Origin of the sequence: Geodermatophilus sp. CPCC 205761 (assembly GCF_051383655.1) — a bacterium.
In the GTDB taxonomy this organism is placed as follows: Bacteria; Actinomycetota; Actinomycetes; order Mycobacteriales; family Geodermatophilaceae; genus Geodermatophilus.
Map to the genome: position 1 here is coordinate 125577 of NZ_JALPKQ010000007.1, position 22781 is coordinate 148357.

The 22781-nt window shown below is 74.7% G+C and carries 27 protein-coding genes and 1 riboswitch; of the genes, 17 read left to right on the forward strand and 10 right to left on the reverse strand.

Annotated features, from left to right (window positions below):
* The first annotated feature begins 45 nt into the window (after positions 1–45).
* From MY526_RS06355 to metX, 11 genes are all read left to right on the forward strand, one after another.
* Positions 46–423, forward strand: coding sequence for a hypothetical protein (locus MY526_RS06355; protein WP_436694064.1), 378 nt, complete (start codon positions 46–48; stop codon positions 421–423).
* A 25-nt stretch (positions 424–448) separates the two neighbouring features.
* Complete coding sequence (locus MY526_RS06360) at positions 449–1231, forward strand: thioesterase family protein (RefSeq protein WP_436694063.1); 783 nt, start codon at positions 449–451, stop codon at positions 1229–1231.
* A gap of 48 nt (positions 1232–1279) precedes the next feature.
* Entirely contained in the window at positions 1280–2176 is an 897-nt protein-coding gene (locus tag MY526_RS06365) for a mechanosensitive ion channel family protein (RefSeq protein WP_436694062.1), read from the forward strand.
* Positions 2177–2262: 86 nt separating this feature from the next.
* Positions 2263–2694 carry a hypothetical protein gene (locus MY526_RS06370; RefSeq protein WP_436703487.1) on the forward strand — a complete coding sequence of 144 codons (432 nt, stop codon included), beginning with the start codon at positions 2263–2265 and terminating at the stop codon, positions 2692–2694.
* Between the two features lie 113 nt (positions 2695–2807).
* Positions 2808–3026 (forward strand): hypothetical protein, encoded by a 219-nt coding sequence (locus MY526_RS06375; RefSeq protein WP_436703488.1) that lies wholly within the window; start codon positions 2808–2810, stop codon positions 3024–3026.
* Positions 2993–3748 carry an ABC transporter substrate-binding protein gene (locus MY526_RS06380; RefSeq protein ID WP_436703489.1) on the forward strand — a complete coding sequence of 252 codons (756 nt, stop codon included), beginning with the start codon at positions 2993–2995 and terminating at the stop codon, positions 3746–3748. Before MY526_RS06375 ends, MY526_RS06380 begins: the two co-directional genes overlap by 34 nt.
* A 16-nt stretch (positions 3749–3764) precedes the next feature.
* Complete coding sequence (locus MY526_RS06385; RefSeq protein WP_436703491.1) at positions 3765–3983, forward strand: hypothetical protein; 219 nt, start codon at positions 3765–3767, stop codon at positions 3981–3983.
* A 2-nt stretch (positions 3984–3985) separates the two neighbouring features.
* Entirely contained in the window at positions 3986–4726 is a 741-nt protein-coding gene (locus MY526_RS06390; protein ID WP_436703492.1) for an amino acid ABC transporter permease, read from the forward strand.
* On the forward strand, positions 4723–5496 hold the full coding sequence (locus MY526_RS06395) for an amino acid ABC transporter ATP-binding protein (protein ID WP_436694058.1): 774 nt from the start codon (positions 4723–4725) through the stop codon (positions 5494–5496). The genes MY526_RS06390 and MY526_RS06395 overlap by 4 nt, the downstream gene beginning before the upstream one ends.
* 84 nt (positions 5497–5580) lie before the next feature.
* A riboswitch (SAM riboswitch) is annotated at positions 5581–5696 on the forward strand.
* A gap of 43 nt (positions 5697–5739) precedes the next feature.
* Complete coding sequence (locus tag MY526_RS06400; protein WP_436694057.1) at positions 5740–7035, forward strand: bifunctional o-acetylhomoserine/o-acetylserine sulfhydrylase; 1296 nt, start codon at positions 5740–5742, stop codon at positions 7033–7035.
* Between the two features lie 15 nt (positions 7036–7050).
* Positions 7051–8166, forward strand: a complete 1116-nt coding sequence (gene metX, locus MY526_RS06405; RefSeq protein ID WP_436703493.1) for a homoserine O-acetyltransferase MetX — start codon at positions 7051–7053, stop codon at positions 8164–8166.
* A 10-nt stretch (positions 8167–8176) separates the two neighbouring features.
* Here the strand turns inward: metX and MY526_RS06410 are convergent, their stop codons facing one another.
* A complete protein-coding gene (locus MY526_RS06410) occupies positions 8177–8764 on the reverse strand; it encodes a gamma carbonic anhydrase family protein (RefSeq protein ID WP_436694055.1) in 588 nt (195 codons plus the stop codon).
* 47 nt (positions 8765–8811) lie between these two features.
* Here MY526_RS06410 and MY526_RS06415 point away from each other — a divergent pair, with 47 nt between their 5' ends.
* On the forward strand, positions 8812–9846 hold the full coding sequence (locus MY526_RS06415) for a uroporphyrinogen decarboxylase family protein (RefSeq protein ID WP_436694054.1): 1035 nt from the start codon (positions 8812–8814) through the stop codon (positions 9844–9846).
* Here MY526_RS06415 and MY526_RS06420 read toward each other — a convergent pair.
* Together MY526_RS06420 and gdhA are read right to left on the reverse strand one after the other, a co-directional pair.
* Complete coding sequence (locus MY526_RS06420) at positions 9843–10151, reverse strand: hypothetical protein (protein WP_436694053.1); 309 nt, start codon at positions 10149–10151, stop codon at positions 9843–9845. The two genes, MY526_RS06415 and MY526_RS06420, sit on opposite strands and share 4 nt — an antisense overlap.
* Before the next feature lie 24 nt (positions 10152–10175).
* Entirely contained in the window at positions 10176–11525 is a 1350-nt protein-coding gene (gdhA, locus tag MY526_RS06425) for an NADP-specific glutamate dehydrogenase (protein ID WP_436703495.1), read from the reverse strand.
* A gap of 96 nt (positions 11526–11621) precedes the next feature.
* Between gdhA and MY526_RS06430 the strand changes: the two genes are divergently transcribed.
* The gene (locus MY526_RS06430; protein ID WP_436703497.1) at positions 11622–12200 is read left to right on the forward strand and encodes a YdeI/OmpD-associated family protein; all 579 of its coding nucleotides are present in this window, start codon (positions 11622–11624) and stop codon (positions 12198–12200) included.
* Here the strand turns inward: MY526_RS06430 and MY526_RS06435 are convergent.
* From MY526_RS06435 to MY526_RS06455, 5 genes are all read right to left on the reverse strand, one after another.
* Positions 12194–13210: a C40 family peptidase gene (locus tag MY526_RS06435; RefSeq protein WP_436694050.1), complete on the reverse strand. Its 1017-nt coding sequence runs from the start codon at positions 13208–13210 to the stop codon at positions 12194–12196. The two genes, MY526_RS06430 and MY526_RS06435, sit on opposite strands and share 7 nt — an antisense overlap.
* Positions 13211–13469: 259 nt before the next feature.
* Positions 13470–13958 (reverse strand): hypothetical protein, encoded by a 489-nt coding sequence (locus tag MY526_RS06440; RefSeq protein ID WP_436703498.1) that lies wholly within the window; start codon positions 13956–13958, stop codon positions 13470–13472.
* Positions 13959–13997: 39 nt separating this feature from the next.
* Positions 13998–14300, reverse strand: a complete 303-nt coding sequence (locus tag MY526_RS06445; RefSeq protein WP_436694048.1) for a hypothetical protein — start codon at positions 14298–14300, stop codon at positions 13998–14000.
* 270 nt (positions 14301–14570) lie between these two features.
* Complete coding sequence (locus MY526_RS06450) at positions 14571–15959, reverse strand: metallopeptidase TldD-related protein (protein ID WP_436703499.1); 1389 nt, start codon at positions 15957–15959, stop codon at positions 14571–14573.
* A gap of 67 nt (positions 15960–16026) precedes the next feature.
* Positions 16027–17541: a TldD/PmbA family protein gene (locus MY526_RS06455; RefSeq protein WP_436694046.1), complete on the reverse strand. Its 1515-nt coding sequence runs from the start codon at positions 17539–17541 to the stop codon at positions 16027–16029.
* A gap of 123 nt (positions 17542–17664) precedes the next feature.
* On the opposite strand from MY526_RS06455, the gene MY526_RS06460 reads away from it, so the two are divergent.
* Positions 17665–18474 carry an MBL fold metallo-hydrolase gene (locus tag MY526_RS06460; RefSeq protein ID WP_436694045.1) on the forward strand — a complete coding sequence of 270 codons (810 nt, stop codon included), beginning with the start codon at positions 17665–17667 and terminating at the stop codon, positions 18472–18474.
* A gap of 41 nt (positions 18475–18515) precedes the next feature.
* Here the strand turns inward: MY526_RS06460 and MY526_RS06465 are convergent, their stop codons facing one another.
* Positions 18516–19814, reverse strand: a complete 1299-nt coding sequence (locus tag MY526_RS06465) for an amidohydrolase family protein (RefSeq protein ID WP_436703500.1) — start codon at positions 19812–19814, stop codon at positions 18516–18518.
* 51 nt (positions 19815–19865) lie between these two features.
* Here MY526_RS06465 and MY526_RS06470 point away from each other — a divergent pair, with 51 nt between their 5' ends.
* From MY526_RS06470 to MY526_RS06480, 3 genes are read left to right on the forward strand one after another with little or no spacing between them, the layout of a single operon-like run.
* A complete protein-coding gene (locus MY526_RS06470) occupies positions 19866–20540 on the forward strand; it encodes a DedA family protein (protein WP_436694043.1) in 675 nt (224 codons plus the stop codon).
* The gene (locus tag MY526_RS06475) at positions 20537–21208 is read left to right on the forward strand and encodes an HAD-IA family hydrolase (protein WP_436694042.1); all 672 of its coding nucleotides are present in this window, start codon (positions 20537–20539) and stop codon (positions 21206–21208) included. The genes MY526_RS06470 and MY526_RS06475 overlap by 4 nt, the downstream gene beginning before the upstream one ends.
* Positions 21205–21888 carry an alpha/beta hydrolase family protein gene (locus MY526_RS06480; RefSeq protein ID WP_436694041.1) on the forward strand — a complete coding sequence of 228 codons (684 nt, stop codon included), beginning with the start codon at positions 21205–21207 and terminating at the stop codon, positions 21886–21888. Before MY526_RS06475 ends, MY526_RS06480 begins: the two co-directional genes overlap by 4 nt.
* Here MY526_RS06480 and MY526_RS06485 read toward each other — a convergent pair.
* Positions 21854–22774 (reverse strand): SRPBCC family protein, encoded by a 921-nt coding sequence (locus tag MY526_RS06485; RefSeq protein WP_436694040.1) that lies wholly within the window; start codon positions 22772–22774, stop codon positions 21854–21856. The two genes, MY526_RS06480 and MY526_RS06485, sit on opposite strands and share 35 nt — an antisense overlap.
* Between the last annotated feature and the right edge of the window lie 7 nt (positions 22775–22781).

Genomic DNA, 22781 nt, shown 5'->3' on the forward strand with positions numbered 1-22781 from the left:
ATCGGCGCCCGTGTGCCCCTCCGGGGCACCGGGCACAGTCGGCTCGTGTCCCAGGAGTTCGATGCCCGGCCCCCCTGGTCGACCCGCCGCCGGCGCCTGCTCGCCGGGCTGGCGGGCGGCGTCGTCCTCGGCCTGCTCGGGTCCTGGGCGCTGCCGGGCGAGTACGGGGTGACGGCGCTCTTCCTCGCCGGCCTCTGCGGCTTCCTGCTGGTCGTGGCCCTGGTGGTGTTCGTCGCGATCCCCGGGCCGGACACGCTCGCCGAGCTGCTGCGCACGCCGCCGCTGGCCGGCGCCGTGCTGGTCGTCTCGGTGCTGCTCGTGCTCGCCAACCCCGCCGGCTCGCTGCGCTGGCTGTGGATCGTCGCCGCCGTGGCGGCGGCGGCGTGGACCGCCTTCGCCGTCTGGGCCACCCGCCACTCCTGAGCGGGGCGGCGGCAGACTGCCCGGCATGGACCTCCCCGCGGCGCTCTACGAGCCGGTGGACGGCGGCTACCGGGCCACCGCCCTGACGATCGGTCCCTGGGACCCCGGGCTGCAGCACGCCGGCCCGCCCGCCGCCCTGCTGGCCCGCGAGGCCGAGCGGGTGAGCGGCATCGACGGCGGGCAGACCGTTCGCCTGGCCTACGACATCCTGGGGCCGGTGCCGGTGGGCCCGGTGCAGGTGGCCGCCCGCCTGCTGCGGCCGGGGCGCCGCATCGAGCTGGTCGAGAGCACCCTCACCGCCGGCGGCGACCGGCCGCTCATGCGGCTGACCGCCTGGCGGGTGCGCACCGGGGAGACCGCGGGCACGCCGGAGCCGGGCGTGCCGCTGCCCGGGCCGGAGGGGAGCCGGCCGGAGACGGCGGACTTCTTCACCACCGACGTCGCCTACCACCGGGCGCTGGACTGGCGGTTCGCGCACGGCACCTTCAACGGCCCCGGCCCCGCGGCCGCCTGGACCCGGGCGCGGTGCACCCTGGTGGACGGCGAGCCGATGACCCCGCTGCAGCACCTGCTGGTCATGACCGACGCGGCCAGCGGGATCTCCGCCGTCCTGGACTGGACCCGCGCCACCTTCGCCAACGTCGACCTCTCCGTCGCGCTGGTCCGGCCGCCGTCCGGCGAGTGGGTCGGGATGGACGCCGTCACCACGATCGGGCCGGCCGGCGCCGGCCAGTGCTTCGCCGACCTCTACGACGTGACGGGGCGTGTCGGCCGGTCGAGCCAGTCGCTGTTCGTCGAGACCCGCTGACCGGGGCGGGTTGGCACCGTCGCGGGCGCGCGGGGAGGCTGGGGCGCGATGGAAGCGCTGAGAACACTCCTCGACTGGCTGGCCGGGCGGGGACTGGAGGTCGTCCTCATCGTCCTGGGCTCGGTCCTGCTGGCCCGGTTCGTCGCCTGGACCGGCACCCGGATCACCGATCGGATCGACGCCCAGTCCACCGGCGGGGACGCCCTGGTCCGCTCCGAGGCGGCCAAGCACCGGCACTCGCTGACCCAGGTGATCACCTGGACGCTGATCGTGCTGATCTACGCCATCGCGGTCTTCTTCGTCCTCGACCGCGCCGGCATCCCCATCGGCGGGCTGGTCGCGCCGGCGACCGTGCTCGGCGTCGGCCTCGGCTTCGGCGCGCAGCGGATCGTCGGTGACGTGCTGGCCGGGTTCTTCATCATCACCGAGCGGCAGTACGGCTTCGGTGACGTCGTCGCCATCCAGGTGGTCGGCGGCGGCGACGAGGCCAGCGGGACGATCGAGGACGTCACGCTGCGGGTCACCCGGCTGCGCTCGCCCAACGGCGAGGTGATCACCCTCCCGAACGGGCAGATCGTCAAGGTCACCAACCTCTCCCGCGACTGGGCCCGCGCCGTCGTCGACGTCCCGGTGCCGACGACGATCGACGTCAACCGGGTCAACGAGGTCCTGCGCGAGGTCGGGGCCGAGGCCTTCCGCGACCCGCTCATGCGGCCGTTGCTGCTCGACCCGCCCAGCGTGATGGGCGTGGAGACCCTCGACCTCGAGCAGGTCAACGTCCGCCTGGTGGCCCGCACGCTGCCCGGCAAGCAGTTCGAGGTGGGCCGTGACCTGCGCGCCCGGATCGTCCTGGCGCTGCACCGCGAGGGCATGAACCTGCCGACGCCGACGTCCCCCCTGCCCCCTGAGGACGCCCGGACCGGCTCCGGGGACGGCGCCCGGTGACGCGGCCCGACGACGGCCGGCCGACGCCACCACCCCCGCCCACGTCCACGCCGACGCCGACGACCCCGGCGGCGAACACGCCCTCGGTGAGGACCTCGCCACCGGCCGGCGGGACGCGGCGCTGGTGGTCGTTCGTCCCCCACCACCTGGGCCGCGCCCGCACCTCGACCCTCGTGCTGGGCCTGCTCTTCATCGCCTTCCTCGCGCTCTACCTCTCCGTGCGGCCGGAGGTCACCGCCGCCGGCACGAGCGCCCCGGTCGACAGCTCCACGCCGGCGCCGCAGGCCCCGGTCCCGGCCGAGCCCACGGAGCCGGCGGAGACGACCGCTCCCGCCGAGACCACCGAGCCGACGCCGACCCCGACGACCGCACCGACCGGTCCGACGACGACCGAGGCACCGGCGGGCGGGACGACCGACGTCCCTGCGGAGACGACCGCGCCCGACACGACCCCGGCCGAGCCGACGACGGCGCCGGCCCCCTCGACCACGCCGCCGGCGGACGCCCCGACCCCGTGACGGTCGCCACCACCGCGCGAGCACCAGGCACCTCGGCGCGCCGGGCCCGCCCGCAGGGCAAGATCAGCACCCCGCGTCTCGATCGTCGAGGTGCACCCGGAGGAGGAACACGCGTGGCCATCCGATCCCTGACCCGGCCCGGGCGGGCCGCCGTCGCGACCGCCGCCGTGCTGACCCTCGTGCTCGCCGGCTGCGGGGACGACTCCGGCGGCGACCGCGGCAGCGGCGGGGACGCCGGCGCCGGCCCCACCGGCGGCCGCTGCCGAGCGTCGAGGCCGACGACGCGCTCGCCGCGCTCGTGCCGGCGGAGGTGGCCGAGGACGGCGTCCTGACCGTCGGCAGCGACACCAGCTACGCGCCCAGCGAGTTCATCGCCGAGGACGGCGAGACGATCGTCGGCTTCGACGTCGACCTGTTCAGCCTGGTCGCGCAGAAGCTCGGGCTGGAGGCACGGTTCGAGACCGCCGACTTCGGCTCGATCATCGCCGGCGTGGGCTCGGGCCGGTACGAGGTGGGCGTCTCCTCGTTCACGATCAACCCCGAGCGGCTGCAGCAGGCCACCATGATCAGTTACTACTCGGCCGGCACCCAGTGGGCCACCAAGGCCGGCAACCCCGAGGGCGTCGACCCCGACAACGCCTGCGGGCTGACCATCGCGGTGCAGCGGGCCACCGTGCAGGTCGACGACATCACCGCCCGCTCGGAGGCGTGCGAGGCGGCCGGCGAGGAGCCGATCACGATCAACCAGTACGACCTGCAGAGCGACGCCACCGCGGCGATCGTCTCCGGTGCCGCCGTCGCCGGGCTGGCCGACTCCCCGGTCATGGCCTACGCCGTCCAGCAGACCGGCGGCCAGCTGGAGCTGCTCGGCGACATCTACGAGGCGGCGCCGTACGGGTACGTCGTCCCGCTGGAGGCGACGGAGTTCGCGCAGGCGATCGCCGACGCCCTCAGCGCCCTGATCGAGGACGGCACCTACACCGAGGTCCTCGAGCGCTGGGCCGTGGAGGACGGCGCCATCGACGCCCCGACGGTGAACCCCGCCGTCGGCTGACGAGGGCACCACACCCATGGCCGCCGAGGCCCCCGGCACCACCCGGCCGGCGCCGCCCGGACGCATCGAGGCGGTGCCGGTCCGGCACCCCGGCCGGTGGATCGCCACCGCCGTCATCGCGGTGCTGGTGGCGATGTTCGTCCACATGCTGGCCACCAACCCGGTGTTCCAGTGGGACTTCATGCTCGACAACATGTTCAGCCCGCCGGTGCTGCGGGGGCCCGGACGACGCTGATCATGACCGTCCTGGCGATGGTGCTGGGCGTGCTGCTCGGCATCGTCCTCGCGGTGATGCGGCTGTCGCCCAACCCCGTCGTCTCGGGCGCGGCGTGGACCTACATCTGGCTCTTCCGGGCGGTCCCCCGGATCGTCCTGCTCTTCTTCGTCGCGAACCTCGGCGCCCTCTACGCCACCTACGAGTTCGGGTTCCCCTTCGACCGGCAGCTCATGGACCTGTTCGGGTTCGACGCGGACCTGCGCCTGTTCGGCCTGAACGGCAACCAGATCTTCGCCGGGTTCACCGCGGGCCTGATCGGCCTCGTGCTCTCCGAGGGCGCCTACATGGCCGAGATCGTGCGGGCCGGGATCCAGTCGGTCGACCCGGGCCAGAACGAGGCCGCCTCCGCCCTGGGGATGAGCCGCGGCAAGACCATGCGCCGGATCGTGCTGCCGCAGGCGATGCGCGTCATCATCCCGCCGACCGGCAACGAGACGATCGCGATGCTCAAGGACACCTCGCTGCTCATCGCCGTCCCGGTGACGACGGAGCTCAACTTCCAGCTGCGGGCGATCGGCAGCCGGACCTTCCAGATCATCCCGATGGCCGTGGCCTCGATCCTCTGGTACGTGGCGCTGGCCAGCCTGCTGATGATCGGCCAGTACTTCCTGGAGCGGCGGTTCAACCGGGGCTTCGGCAGCCGGGAGACGCGGGCGCAGCGGGCCGCCCGCGAGGCCCGCGAGGTCGGGGGCCAGAAGTGACCGGGGACGGGCAGCCGATGGTCCGGGCCGAGGGCGTGCGCAAGTCCTTCGGTCAGGTCGAGGTGCTCAAGGGCATCGACCTGGAGGTCGCCGCCGGCGAGGTGGTCTGCGTGATCGGCCCCTCCGGCTCGGGGAAGTCGACGTTCCTGCGCTGCATCAACCACCTGGAGAAGATCGACGCCGGCCGGCTGTGGGTGAACGGGCACCTGGTCGGCTACCGCGAGCACGGCGGCAAGCTGCACGAGCTGCCCGACCGGCAGGTCGCTGCCCAGCGCCGCGACATCGGCATGGTCTTCCAGCGGTTCAACCTCTTCCCGCACATGACGGCGCTGGAGAACGTCGTCGAGGCACCCACCCAGGTGAAGGGCGTGCGCAAGGCGGAGGCCCGCCGGCGGGGCGTCGAGCTGCTGGAGCGGGTGGGCCTCGGCGACCGGGTGCACAACTACCCGAACCAGCTCTCCGGCGGCCAGCAGCAGCGGGTGGCGATCGCCCGGGCCCTGGCGATGGAGCCGCAGCTCATGCTCTTCGACGAGCCGACGTCCGCGCTGGACCCGGAGCTCGTCGGCGAGGTCCTCGACGTCATGCGGGGGCTCGCCGGGTCGGGGATGACGATGGTCGTCGTCACCCACGAGATGGGCTTCGCCCGCGAGGTCGGCGACTCCCTGGTCTTCATGGACGACGGCGTGGTCGTCGAGGCCGGCGACCCGCGGCGCGTGCTCGGCGACCCCCAGCACGCCCGCACCCGGGCGTTCCTCTCCAAGGTGCTGTAGGGCCGGCCTCCGCCGCCTGACCGGCCCCGATGCGCCTGGGGCCCCTGTGCCGGGTGTGCTCCCGTCTGCATAAGATCGCGTCTGGCTCACGAGAGGCAGTGCGAAGCACCTGGCTGGCTGCCCGGCAACCTCGACTCCGTCCGAGGTGCTCCAGGGGAAGAGCCGGCCGGTCGGCGCCCGCCGTCCGGCAAGGACGGAGGTCCTCGCGCGCCGCGGGGTCTCCCGATGAGAGGAGACCGGCGCATGCCCGACCCCCAGAGCTGGAGCTTCGAGACCCGGCAGATCCACGCCGGCACGAGCCCCGACCCGACCACCGGGGCCCGTGCCCTGCCGATCTACGCCACCACCGCCTACCAGTTCCGCGACGCCCAGCACGCCGCGGACCTGTTCGCGCTGGCCGAGATGGGCAACATCTACACCCGGATCATGAACCCGACGCAGGACGCGCTGGAGCAGCGCGTGGCCTCGCTGGAGGGCGGCGTCGCGGCGCTGGCGGTGTCGAGCGGGCAGTCCGCCACGACCCTGGCGCTGCTCAACATCGCCGAGTCCGGCGACCACGTCGTCGCGTCCGCCTCGCTCTACGGCGGCACGTACAACCTGCTGCACCACTCGCTGCCCAAGCTCGGCGTCACCGTCTCCTTCGTCGAGGACCCCGACGACCCGGAGAACTGGCAGTCGCTGGTCCAGGAGAACACCAAGGCCTTCTTCGGCGAGACGATCGGCAACCCCAAGGGCGACATCCTCGACATCAGCGCGGTGTCGGAGGTGGCGCACCGCAACGGCGTCCCGCTGATCGTCGACAACACGATCGCCACCCCGTTCCTCATCCGGCCGATCGAGTTCGGTGCCGACGTCGTCGTGCACTCGGCGACCAAGTACCTGGGCGGGCACGGCACGGTGATCGCCGGGCTGATCGTCGACGCCGGCAACTTCACCTGGACCGGCGGGAAGTTCCCCGGCTTCACCGAGCCCGACCCGACCTATCACGGCGTCGTCTACGCCGACCTCGGTGCGCCGGCGTACGCGCTCAAGGCACGGGTGCAGCTGCTGCGGGACCTCGGCCCGGCGATCTCGCCGTTCAACGCCTTCCTCGTCGTGCAGGGGATCGAGACGCTGTCGCTGCGCATGGAGCGGCACGTGGCCAACACCCAGCGGGTCGCGGAGTTCCTCGAGGCGCACGACTCCGTCGACCGGGTCAACTACCCGGGGCTGGCGTCGTCCCCGTGGCACGCCGCGCAGCGGAAGTACGCGCCGCGCGGCGCCGGCGCCGTCCTCACCTTCGAGCTGCACGGCGGGGTCGAGGCCGGCAAGCGGTTCGTCGACGCGCTGGAGCTGCACAGCCACGTGGCCAACATCGGCGACGTGCGCAGCCTGGTCATCCACCCGGCGTCGACGACGCACTCGCAGCTGACCGCCGAGGAGCAGCTGACCACCGGCGTCACCCCCGGCCTGGTGCGGCTGGCGGTCGGCCTGGAGGGGATCGACGACATCCTCGCCGACCTGGAGGCCGGCTTCCGCGCCGCGAAGTCCGCCGAGTGAGAAGGACGTCCTGACGTGAGCGGGGCCCGGGTCGCCCCCTGGGCCCCGCCGCGCCCGGGCGGCTGGCGCGAGGGGGACCCGGTCGGCGACCGGCGCTTCCTCGACCTGCCCGGTCCGCTCGGGCTGGACCGCGGCGGGTCGCTGCCGGCGGTCCGGGTGGCCTACGAGACGTGGGGGACGCTCGCGCCCGGCGGGGGCAACGCCGTCCTGGTCGAGCACGCGCTCACCGGCGACAGCCACGTCGTGGGCCCGCCCGGCCCGGGCCACCCGACGCCGGGCTGGTGGGACGGGCTCGTCGGGCCCGGGGCGCCGCTGGACACCGACCGGCTGTTCGTCGTCTGCGCCAACGTCCTCGGCGGCTGCCAGGGGACGACCGGCCCGTCGTCCCCGGCCCCGGACGGCGCTCCGTGGGGCGCGCGCTTCCCCGCCGTCACCGTGGGCGACCAGGTGCGGGTGGAGGCCGCGCTGGCCGACGCCCTCGGCATCGACCGGTGGACGGCGGTGCTCGGTGGCTCGATGGGTGGCATGCGGGCGCTGGAGTGGGCGGTCGGGCTGCCCGACCGGGTCGGAGCGCTGTTCTTCCTCGCCTCCGGTGCCGCCGCGACCGCCGACCAGATCGGCACCCAGACCACCCAGCAGGCCGCGGTCCGTGCCGACCCGGCCTGGGCCGGCGGGGACTACCTGCCCGGCCCCGGACCGGTCGACGGGCTCGGCGTCGCCCGGCGGATCGCGCACCTGACCTACCGCAGCGCCGGGGAGCTGGACGAGCGCTTCGGCACCGCGGTGCAGGGCGACGGCCGGTACGCGGTCGCCTCCTACCTGGACCACCACGCCGGCAAGCTCGCCGCCCGGTTCGACGCCGGCAGCTACGTGGTGCTGACCGAGGCGATGAACTCCTGGGACGTCGGCCGCGACCGGGGCGGGGTCGAGGCGGCGCTGTCCCGGGTCACCGCGCGGGCGGTGGTGGCCGGCGTGGACAGCGACCGGCTGTACCCGCTCGCGCTCCAGCAGCAGGTCGCCGACGGCCTCGGCGTCCCGCTGCGGGTGCTCTCCTCGCCGTACGGCCACGACGGGTTCCTCATCGAGATCGACGCCGTCGGTGCGCTTGTTCGGGAGCTGCTGGCCGGCTGAGCTGCGCGGCTCAGTCCATGGCGTCGCCGGGCACCTGGCCGGCCGGGGGCAGCTTGTGGCGGACCACCGGCCGGACCCGCCGCGCCGAGGCCAGCCGCGAGGTGTAGCTCTCGGCGTTGCCCCGGATGTGGGCGAGGTCGTCGTCGGTCGTCTGCCGGAGCACCTTGGCCGGCACGCCGCCGACGAGGGAGCCCGGCGGGACCTCGGTGCCCTGGGTGACGACGGCGCCGGCGGCGACGATCGACCCCGAGCCGATGTGGGCGCCGTTCATCACGACGCTGCCCATGCCGACCAGGACGTCGTCGTCCACCCGGGCGCCGTGCAGCACCACGTTGTGCCCCACGGTGACCCCCCGGCCGAGGACGAGGGGGAAGCCCGGGTCGGAGTGCAGCGTGCAGCCGTCCTGCACGTTGGTCCCCTCGCCGATCTCGATGACCTCGTGGTCGGCGCGGGCGACCGCGCCGTACCAGATGCTCGAGTGCGGCCCCATGGTCACCGCACCGACCACGATCGCCGTCGGCGCGACGAAGGCCTCGTCGTCGATCTTCGGCGCGCCGAACTCCAGTTCCGCGATGTAGTTGTCCGCCACGGTGCACACCCCAGCACAGTGCCGCCCGCAATGCACCTGTCGGGCACACTCGCCGCATGCCCGCACCGCTGCCGCCGCTGCCCACCTCCGTCGTCGGGAGCCTCCCGCAGCCCGGTTGGCTGCTCGACCACGACAAGCTGGCCCACCAGACCCCGCCCCGCGTGCGGGCCCGCGAGCTGTGGCGGGTGGCGCCGGAGCAGCTCGAGGAGGCGCAGGACGACGCCACGCTGCTCGCCGTCCGCGCGCAGGAGGCCGCGGGGTTGGACATCCTCACCGACGGCGAGCAGCGCCGGGAGTCCTACTCCAACCACTTCGCCACCGCGCTGGAGGGCGTGGACATCGACACCCCCGGGTCGGTCATCAACCGCTCGGGCCGGCCGATCCCGGTGCCGCGGGTGGTCGGGGAGATCCGGCGTCCGGCGCCGGTCCAGGCGCGCGACGTGGCGTTCCTCCGGGCCGCCACCGACCGCACCGTGAAGATCACCGTCCCCGGTCCGTTCACGATGGCCCAGCAGTCGCAGGACGAGCACTACGGCGACGACCGCGCCCTCGCCCTGGCGTACGCCGACGTCGTCCGCGCGGAGATCGCCGACCTGTTCGCCGCCGGCGCGGACATCGTGCAGATCGACGAGCCGTGGCTGCAGGCCCGCCCCGAGGTGGCCCGCCGGTACGGGGCCGAGGCGGTGACCCGGGCCGTGGAGGGCGCGGCCGGGCCGGTCCACCTGCACCTGTGCTTCGGCTACGCCGCGATGGTGTCCGAGCGGCCGGAGGGCTACTCCTTCCTGCCGGAGCTGGCCGACACCCCCGTCGCCGCGGTGTCGGTCGAGACGGCGCAGTCGCACCTGGACCCGGCGCAGCTGCGGCCGCTGCGCGGCAAGGGCATCGCGCTGGGCGTGCTGGACCTGTCGACCCCGGAGGTGGAGACGCCCGAGGTGATCGCCGACCGGGTGCGCCGCGCGCTGGACGACGTCGACGTCGAGAAGCTCGTGCTCTCCAGCGACTGCGGCCTCAAGTACCTGCCGCGGGCCGCCGCCGAGGGCAAGATGCGCTCCCTGGCCCTGGCCGCGGAGGTGCTGCGCCGGGAGGTCTAGGCCCGCTCGCGCCACTCCGCGAGGAACGTCCCGGCGTCGCTGGTCTCGAGCTGCTCCCGGACGAAGCGGAGCAGGTCGCCGGGCGTGGTGGTGTCCACCGCCGGCACCCGCACGACCTCGGACCGGTCGCTGCGCCGCCGGACGACGACGTCGAACAGGGCGGGCGCGGGGAGCAGCCCGAGGGCCAGCTCCGCGGTGAAGGCGGCGAGCAGGCGGGCGGCGCGCACGAGCCGACCGCCCGGCCGCGGCTCGAGATCGGCGACGAGGACCTGCACCGCCGGGACGTCGCTGCCTGGTCGGCTCATGCCGGCAGCCTGCCGCACGGTCCCTCAGACCAGGCCGTGCGCGTGCACCGCCTCGGCCACCTCCAGGAAGCCCGCCACGTTGGCCCCGAGCACGAGGTCGCCGGGTGAGCCGTACTCGTCGGCGGTGGCGTGGCAGCGGGCGTGGATGCCGCGCATGATCTCCTCCAGCCGCTCCTCGGTGTGCTCGAACGTCCACCGGTCGCGCGAGGCGTTCTGCTGCATCTCCAGCGCCGAGGTGGCCACCCCGCCGGCGTTGGCCGCCTTGCCGGGGGCGAACGCGATGCCGGCGTCCCGGAAGACCCGCACCGCCTCCGGGGTGGCCGGCATGTTGGCGCCCTCGACGACGTACCGGCAGCCGTAGCGGGCCAGGACGGCGGCCGCGTCGCCGTCCAGCTCGTTCTGCGTGGCGCTGGGGATCGCGACGTCGCAGGGGACGTCCCAGATGCTGCCGCCGGGGACGAAGCTCGCCGTCCCCACGCGGTCGGCGTAGTCGCCGATCCGGCCCCGCTCGACCTCCTTGACCTGCTTGAGGACGTCGAGGTCGATGCCCTTCTCGTCGACGACGTACCCGCTGGAGTCCGAGGCGGCCACCACCGTTCCGCCGAGCCGGTGCACCTTCTCGATGCCGTGGACGGCGACGTTGCCCGAGCCGCTCACGGCGACCCGCTTGCCGTCGAAGGACTCCCCCGCGGCCTCCATCATCGCCTCGGCGAAGAAGGCGGCGCCGTAGCCGGTGGCCTCCGTGCGGACCAGGGCGCCGCCCCAGCCCAGCCCCTTGCCGGTGATGACCCCGGACTCGTAGCGGTTGGTGATCCGCTTGTACTGGCCGAAGAGGTAGCCGATCTCCCGGGCGCCCACGCCGATGTCACCGGCCGGCACGTCGGTGTACTCCCCGAGGTGCCGGTAGAGCTCGGTCATGAACGACTGGCAGAACCGCATGACCTCGGCGTCCGAGCGGCCCTTGGGGTCGAAGTCCGAGCCGCCCTTGCCGCCGCCGATGGGCATGCCGGTCAGGGCGTTCTTGAAGACCTGCTCGAAGCCGAGGAACTTGACGATCCCCAGGTCGACCGAGGGGTGGAAGCGCAGCCCGCCCTTGTAGGGCCCCAGCGCGGAGTTGAACTCGACGCGGAAGCCGCGGTTGATGTGCACCTCGCCGCGGTCGTCCTGCCACGGGACGCGGAAGATGATCTGCCGCTCGGGCTCGCAGATGCGCTGGACGGTCTTCATCTCGGCGTACTCGCTGTGCCGGTCGAGCACGACGGCGAGGGACTCGAGCACCTCGCGCACCGCCTGGTGGAACTCCGTCTCGCCGCGGTTGCGTCGCAGCACCTCGTCGTAGATGCCCTGCACCGTCGCGGGAACCTCGCCGCCCACCCTGGCCCTCCTCCGGTCACGGTCCGACCAGGGAACGCTACGGAACGGCTCCGGCACCCCTGGACGCGGGGCCGGCCTCCGGGACACCATGCCGCCGTGACGCTCCCGACCGACCTGCCGGTGCGAGCCTTCCCCGACCAGGCGGCGCTGGAGGAGTGGCTGGACGCCGAGCACGGCACCGCCCCCGGCTTGTACGTGAAGCTGGCCAAGAAGGGCGCCGGGGTGCCGTCGGTGACCTACGCCGAGCTGGTGGAGTCCGTGCTCTGCTTCGGCTGGATCGACGGCCGGTCCAACCGGCTCGACGATGCCTGGTACCTGCAGCGGATCACCCCGCGCCGGGCCCGCAGCATCTGGTCCCAGAAGAACGTGGCGGCCGTCGAGGCGCTCACCGCGGCCGGCCGGATGCGGCCGGCGGGCCTGGCCGCGGTCGAGGCGGCCCGGGCCGACGGTCGCTGGGAGCGGGCCTACGCGGGGCCGGCGTCCGCCACCGTGCCGGACGACCTGACCGCCGCCCTCGCCGCGGTCCCCGCCGCGCAGCAGCAGTTCGAGGCGCTGGACGGCCGCAACCGCTACGCCGTCCTCCACCGGGTCACGACGGCGGCCACCGCGACGGCGCGCGCGAAGCGGATCGCCGCGCTGGTGCAGCTGCTGGCCGAGGGCGGCCGGCTCTACTGACCGAGGACGCGGCGGGCGCCGGAGTAGTCGCCCTGGTCGACGCTGGTCACCGCGACGGGCTGCCGGAACGTGCGCGCGTGCACCATCATCCCGTTCCCGACGTAGATGCCCACGTGGTACACCGGCGACCCGAAGAACACCAGGTCACCGGGCTGCAGGTCGGCGCGCGAGACGGCCACGCCCATCCGGGACTGGGCCTGGCTCGAGTGCGGCAGCGCGACGCCGGCCGCGGCGTAGGCGAAGCTGGTGAGGCCGGAGCAGTCGAACCCGTCGGGCCCGGTCCCGCCCCAGACGTAGGCGTCGCCGACCTGCGCCAGCGCCTTCTCCAGCACGGCCGCGACCTGGTCGCCCGCGGCCGCGGCCACGACGGCGGCGGTGGACGGCGCGGCCAGCGCCGGCCCGGCGAGCCGGGTGGTGACGGCGGACTGCTCGGCGGCGCTGAGCCGGTCGAAGTCGGCCTCGTAGTCCGCCACCAGGGCGGCCACCTCGGCCTGCTGGCGCTGGAGCTCGGCGAGCCCGGCCGCGGCCTGGGCGGCCGCCGCGTCGGCCGCGGTCCGGGCCTCCTCGGCGGTCCGCTTCGCGACCGACACCTCGGCCAGCAGCCCCTCGGTGTGGCTGGCGATGAGGTCCAGGGTGGTCATCTGCTGGACGATGTCGTCGGCCGAGTCGCCGGTGAGGAAGGCCGCCATCCGGGACTGGGTCGTGTGCGCGCCCTGCGCGATGGCCGCCAGCTGCGGGGCGTACGCGGCGAGCTGGGCCTCGGCGGCGGCGGCGGTCTGCGCGGCGGCGACCGCGGCCTGCTGCTGCTCGGTGACGGTGACCTGCGCCGCGTGCACCTGCTCGTCGAGCGCGGACAGCCGCTGGCCGGACTCGGCGACCAGCCGGGCGGCGTCGGCGGCCGTCGCGGGCTCGGCGCTCGCGGTCGCCGGGGTGAACAGCACGGCGACGGTGGCGGCGACCGCCAGCGTGGCGCCGGACCAGCGTCGGCTCGTCGTCCGGTTCCGCTGCATGGTCGGCCTCCCCTCACCGCGCCCCGCCGGTGTGGGCGGTGTTCCGAGCGCGTCCGTACGCACGGTAGGGAGACGGTGTCGACGAGTAGGCAGCGGCGCGCGGGGCCACGGACGGCGGCGTGACCCCGTCCGTCACAGGAGCCCCACCAGGCTCCGGTGTCCCGACCGGCGGCCGGGAACGTCGTAACCGTCGGACAGGGGGCTGACTGCAACTGGTTGAAGGCTGCTGGCTGCCGACGATGGCGTCGGTGCCGACGGTCTACCCGCGGCGGGGCGGGGCGGACCCGGGCGGCGTCCGGTCGGCCGCGAGGGGCACCAGCGCGTCGGCCACCGCGCCGGTGACGAAGGAGTACAGGGCCTTGCCGGCGACGTCGACGACGCGGTCGCGCCGGGACCACGTCCACGGCGGGGCGCCGGTGCCGGTGGCGTTCTCGAGGGTCTGGTCGGTGGCCAGCCGGACCGAGGTGTGCCAGGCCGAGGCGTGCCAGCCGCGCAGCCCGCTGGCGGCCCAGACGCCGCGCAGGGCACCGACGAGCGCGCCGGTGCCCCAGTGCATCAGGTGGTTGCGCACGGGCGGGCGCGCCGACTCGGGCAGCCGGCGGCGGGTCGCCAGCGCCGTCAGGGTGCGCCCGGGGACGTAGGAGTCCGGCCGGTGCGTCACCGACTGCTCGAGTTTCTCGCCGAGCGTCATGGCGGCGGTGCCGGCCAGCCCGGCCACGGCACCGCGGAGGGCGGCTCGTCCCAGCATGACCGACCCCTACCCGGGCCGGTCCCGGGAAACCGCGGTTCAGCCGGCGAGCGGTTCCTGCGCCTGGAGGCCGGCGACCATGTCCAGGTCACGGACGATCGCGCTCAGCTCGTCGGCGGTCCACGGCTCGCAGCAGCTGCAGTCGTCGTCGGCGTAGCTGACCAGCCCGAGCAGGCCCCGCGCCTGGTCCTCGGCGATGGAGAGGTTGCCGCCGCCGGGGTGCCGGTGGCAGGTGCAGGCCGCGGCGCACAGCCCCAGCCCCCACCCGGACACCACGACCGCATCCCCGTCGTCCCAGATCTGGCCGATCTGGAAGACCGACGGCTTCGTGTTCCTGGTCATGGGACCTCCCCCTCACCTGCCCCGTGTGTGGTCGGGGCCCCTCTGTGGCCAGGGCGCGAGGTTCCGCCCGGTCCACGTCTCGGCTGTTGCTCGGGGGGGTCCAGGCGGGTGTTGCGTTCCGCGTGGCCATCCCGGCAGAACTCACGGTATTGGCTCGTTCGCAGAACGTCACGGGAAGCAAATGACAACGATGTGACGAACCGGTTGTCACACCGCCACCGACGGTTGGGTTACATCGGCGCGTCGCGCCGCCGACGGCCTCCGATCTGGTCAGCTGGCCGGTGAGACGCTGCTCATGTTGAAGTCCGGCACCCGCACCGCCGGCATCGCCGCCCGGGTGAACCAGTCGTTCCACTCCCGCGGCAGCGTGCGCTCGGTGCGACCGGCCTGGGTGATGCGGGCCAGGAGGTCGACCGGGGACTCGTTGAACCGGAAGTTGTTCACCGCGCCGGTGACCTCGCCGCCCTCCACGAGGAAGACGCCGTCCCGGGTGAGCCCGGTGAGCAGCAGCGTCTGGGGATCGACCTCGCGGATGTACCAGAGCGTGGTGAGCAGCAGGCCGCGGTCGGTGGCGGCCACCATCTCGTCCTGGGTCACCGTCGCGCCGGGCAGCTCGAGCACCAGGTTGTCGACGGCGGCCGTCGCCGGTGCCGTCGTCTTCAGCGCCCAGGCGCGCGGCCGGATGAGGTTGGTCAGGACCCCGCCGGAGATCCAGTCCACCGCCGGCGTCGCCATCCCGTTGTCGAACACCGACGCCGAACCGGAGGAGCCGCTGACCACCTGGAACGGACAGGCCTCCAGGCCGGGCTCGAACGGGTCGCTGCGCAGGGTCAGCGGGAGCGCGGCCAGGCGCTCGCCCACCCGGTTCCCACCGCCGGCCTTGGCGTAGACGTTGCGGCCCTCGTCGGCGTCGCGCGCCTCCATCGTCCAGTAGACGTAGATCATCAGGTCACTGACCGCCGACGGCGGCAGCAGCGTCTCGTACCGCCCGGCGGGGAGCTCCACGCGGCGCCGCGCCCAGCCGAGCTTGCGGGCCACCTCGCCGGCGAGCGCCTCCACCGAGACGTCGGCGAAGTTCCGGGTCCCGGTGCCGGCCCACACCGACCGGCTCATGTCGGTGCTCTTGCCGTTGAGCTCCACCCGGCCGCTGGGCTGGTCGTGCCGCAGCCGCAGGCCGGTCGACGTGCCGAGGTAGGTGGTCTCCATCGAGTGCTCGGCATAGCCGAACAGCAGCTCGTCGCGGCCGCGGGCCTCGCCGAAGGCCTGCCCGAGGGCGGGCGCGAAGTCGGCGAAGACGCCGATCGAGGTCTCCGCGGGGTCGGCGTCCCAGTCGCCCGAGCCGGACGGCGTCTCGGCGACCAGCGGCATCGCGTCCTCGGCCGGGCCGGCGTCGCGGGCGGCCTGCTCGCTGGCGGCCACCAGCTCGTCGATGTCCGGGCTGCCGGTGCGGGCCACCGTGCCGGCCGCCATCCCGGTGCCGCCGTCGACGAAGGACACCACCACGACCTGCCGGGAGCGCATGGAACCGTTCGTCGTCAGGCTGTTGGAGGCCCAGCGGAGGTTGGCCTCCGAGCTCTCGACGACGAAGGCGACCTGGCCGTCCGCGGTGGAGGCGGCCAGCGCCTTCTCGACGACGTCCTGCGGGGTCGGCTGACTCATCGCTCCGCTCCTCGCTCGCTGGCGCTCGCTGCGATGGTCACGACCCGCTCGCCGGCGCTCGCACCGCTCATCGCCCGCCCTCCTGCACCGTGTTGAGGATGTTGACGTTCTCGAACAGGGCCACCGGGCACCCGTGGCTGACCGGGGCGACCTGACCGGGCTGCCCCTTGCCGCAGTTGAAGGCCCCGCCCAGCACGTAGGTCTGCGGGCCGCCGACGGCCGCGAGCGAGCCCCAGAACTCCGTCGTCGTCGCCTGGTAGGCCACGTCGCGCAGCTGGCCGGCGAGACGACCGCCCTCGATCCGGTAGAACCGCTGCCCGGTGAACTGGAAGTTGTAGCGCTGCATGTCGATCGACCAGCTCTTGTCCCCGACGACGTAGACGCCGTGCTCGACGCCGGCGATGACCTCCTCGGTCGAGGGGCCGTCGGGTGCCGGCCGCAGGGACACGTTGGCCATCCGCTGCACCGGGACGTGCCGGGGCGAGTCCGCGAAGGCGCACCCGTTGGACCGCGCCATCCCGCCCAGCCGGGCGGTGTTCCGGTCGACCTGGTAGCCGACCAGGACGCCTTCCCTGACGATGTCCCACTGCTGCCCGGCGACGCCCTCGTCGTCCCAGCCGATGGTGGACAGTCCGTGCGGGGCGGTGCGGTCACCGGTGACGTCCATCAGCGCCGAGCCGTACCGCAGGGTGCCGAGCTTGTCGACGGTGGCGAAGGAGGTGCCCGCGTAGGCGGCCTCGTAGCCCAGCGCCCGGTCGAGCTCGGTGGCGTGGCCGATCGACTCGTGGATGGTCAGCCACAGGTTCGACGGGTCGACGACGAGGTCGTAGCGGCCGGCCTGCACCGACGGCGCCTTGGTCTTCTCCCGCAGCAGCTCGGGGATCTCGGCCAGCTCGCCGCGCCAGTCCCAGCCCGTGCCGGTGAGGTACTCCCAGCCGCGACCGGCCGGCGGGGCCAGGCTGCGCATGCTCTCGAACGCGCCGGTGGTGCGGTCGACGGTGAGCGCGGTGACGTCGGGGTTGGTGCGGACCCGCTGCTGCCGTGTCCGGGTGCCGGCCGTGTCGGCGTAGTACTTCTGCTCCTTGACCAGCGCACAGCTGGCCTGCACGTGCTCGACGCCGTCGGCGGCCAGCAGCTGCTCGGAGAAGTCGGTGAGCAGGCCGGCCTTCTCCGCGTCGGGCACCGTGAACGGGTCGACGTCGTAGTCGGAGACCCACGCCGCGTCGCGGTACACCGGCTCGGACGCCAGCTGGACGCGGTCGCTGTTCACCGCCGCGGACACCTTCGCGACCGCGACCGCCTCCTCGGCCAGCCGGACCGCCTCGGCCGCGGTGAGGACGACACCAGCGGCGAACCCCCAGGTGCCCTCGTGCACCACACGGACGGCGAGCCCGAGGTCCTCGCCGTCGGCCAGGGCCTCCAGCCGGGCGTCGCGCAGGCTGATCGTCTGGGTGCGGATCCGCTCGACCCGCAGGTCGGCGTGCTCGCAGCCGAGGTCGATCGCGCGGGTGAGCGCCGCGTCGGTCAGCGCGGCGAGCGGGAGGGCGAGGAAGGACGCGTCCACGTCGCGGGAACCGGCCACCCGCCCTGTCTACCAGCCGGGCCCCTACGTCGGTTTCCGCGGAAACCGACGGGACCACGGCGGCGGTCCCCGCGGGGACCGGCGGTCGGCGTGGGCGCGGAGGGCGCCGGGTAGTCGCGGGGCATGGCCTCGCGCGCGCCGTCCGACGACGTCACCCTCACCTTCGGCGGGAACGCCACCACGCTGCTGCGGATCGGCGGCTTCACCCTGCTCACCGACCCCAACTTCCTGCGCCGCGGGCAGCGGGCCTACCTCGGCAAGGGGCTGTGGACCAAGCGGCTCACCGACCCGGCGCTGCTCCCCACCCAGCTGCCGGCGCTCGACGCGATCGTGCTGTCGCACCTGCACGCCGACCACTGGGACCGCATCGCCACCCGCACCCTCGACCGCGGCACCCCGGTGATCACCACCCCGGCAGCGGCCGGCGCGCTCGGCCGGCGCGGCTTCCGGGAGACCCTCGACCTCGCGCCCTGGCAGCGGCACGAGCTGACCCGGCCGGACGAGACGCTGCGGATCACCGCCGTCCCCGGCGTGCACGGCCCCGGCCCGCTGGCGAGGCTGCTGCCGCCGGTGATGGGCAGCGTCCTCGAGCTGCTGCGCGGCGGCGAGGTGAGCTGGCGGGGCTACATCAGCGGCGACACGCTCTACCGGCCCTGGCTCGGCGAGGTGCTGCAGCGCTGCGGTCCGCTGGACGTCCTCATCCCGCACCTCGGCGGCACCAAGGCGCTCGGGGTCACGGTGACCATGGACGGCCGGCAGGGCGCCGACCTCGTCGAGCTGCTGAAGCCGCCGGTGACGGTGCCGGTCCACTACGACGACTACGACCGCTTCGCCTCACCGCTGGGCGACTTCGTCCGGGAGGTGGCCGAGCGCCGGGCCCCCGGGGAGATCCGCGCGGTCGTGCGCGGCGAGACGATCTCGCTGCGCCCCTGACGGAGTGGATCCGCGAGGGTGACGCCCACGGATCCACTCCATCAACCGGTCGCGAGGCGGGCGGCCCGCGACGCGACGTCCGCTCGCAGCGCCTCGACGTCCACGGTGGTGCAGACGCCGTCGCGCACCACCTGCCGGCCGCCGACCCAGGTGTCGCGCACCAGCCGCGAGGTCCCCGACCACACGAGGTGGGTGAGCACGTCCGGGGGGCTCAGCACCGGCTCGAACAGCAGGTCGGCCATGTCGACGTGCACCAGGTCCGCACGGCGGCCGACCGCCAGCTGCCCGAGGTCCGGGCGGCCGATCGCGTCGGCGGCACCGCCGGTGGCCAGCCAGAACGCCTCGGCGGCGGTCAGCGCGGTCGCCGAGCCCTCGCGCAGCCGGGCCAGCTGCGCGGCCAGCCGGACGTCGCCGAGCAGGTCCAGCCCGTCGTTGGACGCCGCCCCGTCGGTGCCCAGCCCGACCCGGAGGCCGCGGTCGAGCATCCCCCGCACCGGTGCGATCCCGCTGGCCAGCTTGGCGTTGCTGGCCGGGCAGTGCGCGACCGCGACCTCGTACTCCTGCCACAGCTCCAGGTCGGCGTCGTCGAGGTGCACGCAGTGCGCGGCGAGCACGCGGCCCCCCAGCACGTCGTGGGATGCGAGCAGTGCCGGCACCGACAGCCCGTGCGTGGCCAGGAGGTCGGCGTCCTCGGCGCGGGTCTCGGCCACGTGCAGGTGCAGGAGCAGCCCGTGCTCGCGGGCGGCCGCGGCGGCGTCGCGCAGGAGCGGCAGGGGCAGCGTGTACGCCGCGTGCGGCCCGATCCCGTACTCGACGGTGCCGTCGGCAGGCGCCCGGGTGGCCAGGGCGACCGCGTCGCGCAGCTGCTCGGCCAGCGGCGGCGTCCCCGGCAGCGGGATGAGCGGGGTGGCGATCACCGCCCGCGCGCCGGTCCGCCCGACCGCCGCGGCGACCCGCTCGGGGGCGAAGTACATCTCCACGCTCGTGGTCATCCCGCCGCAGAGCATCTCCGCCGACGCCGCGGTCATCGCCGCCTCGACGTCGTCGGCGGTCAGCCGCGCCTCGCGCGGCCAGATCACCTCGCGCAGCCAGCGCTCCAGGGGCAGCCCCTCGGCCTGGCCGCGGAACAGCACCATCGGCCCGTGCGCGTGGGTGTTCACCAGCCCCGGCATCAGCAGGCCGGGCAGGGCGGTGACCTCCGCGTCCGCCGCCGGCGGGGCGTCGGCGGCGGCACCGACCCAGGCGATCTCGCCGTCGGCGACGTCGAGAACGGCGTCGGGTAGCACGGTGCCGGCCCGGTCCCCGACGACGACGGCCCGGGCGGTGTAGCGCTGGCGCATGTCCGGCGAAGCTACCCGCACGCCCGCAGAGCGCCGTTTACCGTGGGACGCATGTCGCTCCTCGCCGCCGCCGCATCCGACGAAGGCGGGATCACCGGCTTCCTGCTCGACATGGTGGAGAAGCTGGGGCCGGTGGGCGTGGGGCTGTCCATCCTGCTCGAGACCGTCGTGCCGCCCATCCCCAGCGAGGCCGTGCTCGGCGCCGCCGGCGTCCTCATCAACGAGGGCCGGATGTCGGTCGTCCCGGTGGTGCTCTTCGCCACGCTCGGCTCGATCCTGGGCGCGATCTTCTTCTACTACGTCGGCCGCGCGCTCGGACCCGAGCGCTCGCACGCCTTCCTCGACCGGCTGCCGCTGGTGGAGACCGAGGACGTCGACAGGACCTTCGCCTGGTTCGAGCGGCACGGGCGGTCGGCGGTGTTCTTCGGCCGCATGGTGCCGATCGTGCGCAGCTTCATCTCGGTGCCGGCCGGCGTCGTCCGCATGCCGTTCGGCCAGTTCCTCCTGTTCACCGCCGGTGGCAGCCTGATCTGGAACAGCGTGCTCATCGGGCTGGGCGTCGCCGCCGGTGACTTCGTGCGCGAGAACCTCAAGTACCTGGACTACGCCGTCGTCGCCGCCGCCGTCATCGGGGTCGGCTGGCTGGTCGTCAAGCGCGGCAAGGACGTCCGCCGGCACCGGCGCGAGCGCGCCGCCGAGCGGGGCCGGGGCGACGCCGACGCATGACGGTCGCCCGGCCCGCCGTCGTCGCCTTCGACGTCAACGAGACCCTGCTCGACCTCGCCCCCGTCCGGGCGGCGCTGGTGGAACTCGGGCAGCCGGCCGACCTGCTGCCCACGGTCTTCGTCCGCACCCTCCTGACCGGCTTCGCCACCGCCGCGGCCGGCACCTGGTGCCGGTTCCGGGACGCCTTCGACGCCGCCCTCGCGCAGGCAGTGGACCTCTCCGCCGCCGACCGCGGCCGGGTCGCCGACGCCTTCCTCGAGCTGGCGCCGCACCCGGACGTCGAGCCCGCGCTGCGCCGGCTCGCCGCGGCCGGCGTGCGGGTGGTGACCCTCACCCACGGCACCCCCGGCGTCGCCGAGGCCGGGCTGGAGCGCGGCGGGGTGCGCGCGCTGGTGGAGCGGTCGCTGTCCAGCGAGGTCATCCGCGCCTGGAAGCCGGCCCGCGCGGTGTACCTGTGGGCGGCCGGGGCCTGCGACGTCCCCCCGGAGCGGATGGCGATGGTCGCCGCGCACGCCTGGGACGTGCACGGAGCGGTGCAGGCCGGCCTCACCGGCGCCTGGTTCCCGCGCAGCGAGCGGGCCTACCCGGCCGTCTACGACCCCGCCGCGCTGGTCGCCGGCGACCTGGCCGGCGCGGTGGACGCCCTGCTGGCACGGCCGGCCGCATGACCGAGCTGCCCACCCCCCTGGGCCCGGCGCGGGTCACCAGCACGGAGCCGGCCGACGGCGCCACCGGGACGCTGGTGCTCGGGCACGGCGCGGGCGGCGGGATCGAGTCGGCCGACCTGCTCGCCGTCAGCACCGCGGCCGCCGCCGCGGGCTGGCGGGTGCTGCGCGTGGAGCAGCCCTGGCGGGTGGCGGGGAAGCGGATCGCGCCCGCGCCGCCCCGGCTCGACGAGGGCTGGGCCGCGGTGCTCGACGGGCTGCGGGACGGCGGCCGGCTGACCGGCCCAGTGGTGCTCGGCGGCCGCAGCGCGGGAGCCCGGGTGGCCTGCCGGTCCGCGGCCGCGCAGGGGGCGGCCGGGGTGCTGTGCCTGGCGTTCCCGCTGTACCCGCCGGGCCGGCCGGAGCGGTCGCGGGCACACGAGCTGACCGCGGTGCCCGTGCCGATCGGCGTCGTGCAGGGCGAGCGGGACGCGTTCGGCCGCCCGGAGGAGGTCGCCGCGGTGCTCGCCGGCCGAGCCGGGGCCTCGGTCTACGCCGTCCCCGGCGACCACGCACTCCGCCGCGACCTCGACGTGGTCGCCGCCGCGGCGCTGGACTGGCTGGGCGGGGTCGCCGGGTCGAGCCGGCCCGGCGACCCCGCCCCGGGACTCAGCGGCGGCGGCGCCGGCGCACGATCAGCGTGATCACCAGCAGCACCGCTGCCGCGCCGGCCAGCGGCGTGGCGTAGCGGGCCAGCGCCGCACCGCCGGCCACCTCCAGCAGGTCGATCGGCTCCGACTCGGCCGCCGCCGGCCGGGCCGAGGTGGACGCCGGGGTCGCCGCCGGGCCGGCCGGCGTCGTCGCGGTCGCAGCCGGCACCGGTGCCGGCGCCGGGGTCCCCGGCGCCGCCGGGGTGGACACCGGGGTGGCGGCGGGACCGGCGGGGGTCGTCGTCGACACCGTGTCGGTGGCGCCCGCCGCGGCCTCCTTGGCCGCGGCCGCGGTCGTGCGGGTCTTCGCGGCGGCCGCGCCGTCCCCCGGGACCTGCTCGACGGAGGCGGCGACCTCCTCGACCGCACCGGTGGCGGTGGCCGCCACCTTCTGGGTCGCGGTCTCGGCCGGCACCGGGGCCGCCACCTCCTGGTCACCGGCCCCGAGCTGGCTGGCCAGCTTGTCGGCGAACTGGCCGAGCAGCTTGTTGCCGACGTCGGTCATCACGCCGCGGCCGAACTGGGCCGGCCGGCCGGTGATGTTGAGGTCGGTGAGGACGTCGACCCGCGTGACGGCCCCCTCCTCCTTCAGCTTGGCGGTGACGACGGCGGCGGCGGTGCCGTTGCCCCGCTGGTCCTTGGCGCGGGCGTCGATGACCGCCTTGTGCGCGGCCTCGTCCTTCTCGATGAAGGACGCCTTGCCCGCGTAGGTGAGGTTGATCGGGCCGAGCTTGACCTTCACCTTGCCGGTGAAGTCGTCACCCGTGACCGAGTCGAGGCTGGCGCCGGGCATGCACGGGGCGATCCGCTCGATGTCCATCAGCACCCGCCAGGCCTCGTCGATGGGGACGGGGACGGTGAACGAGTTCTCCAACTGCACGGTGCGA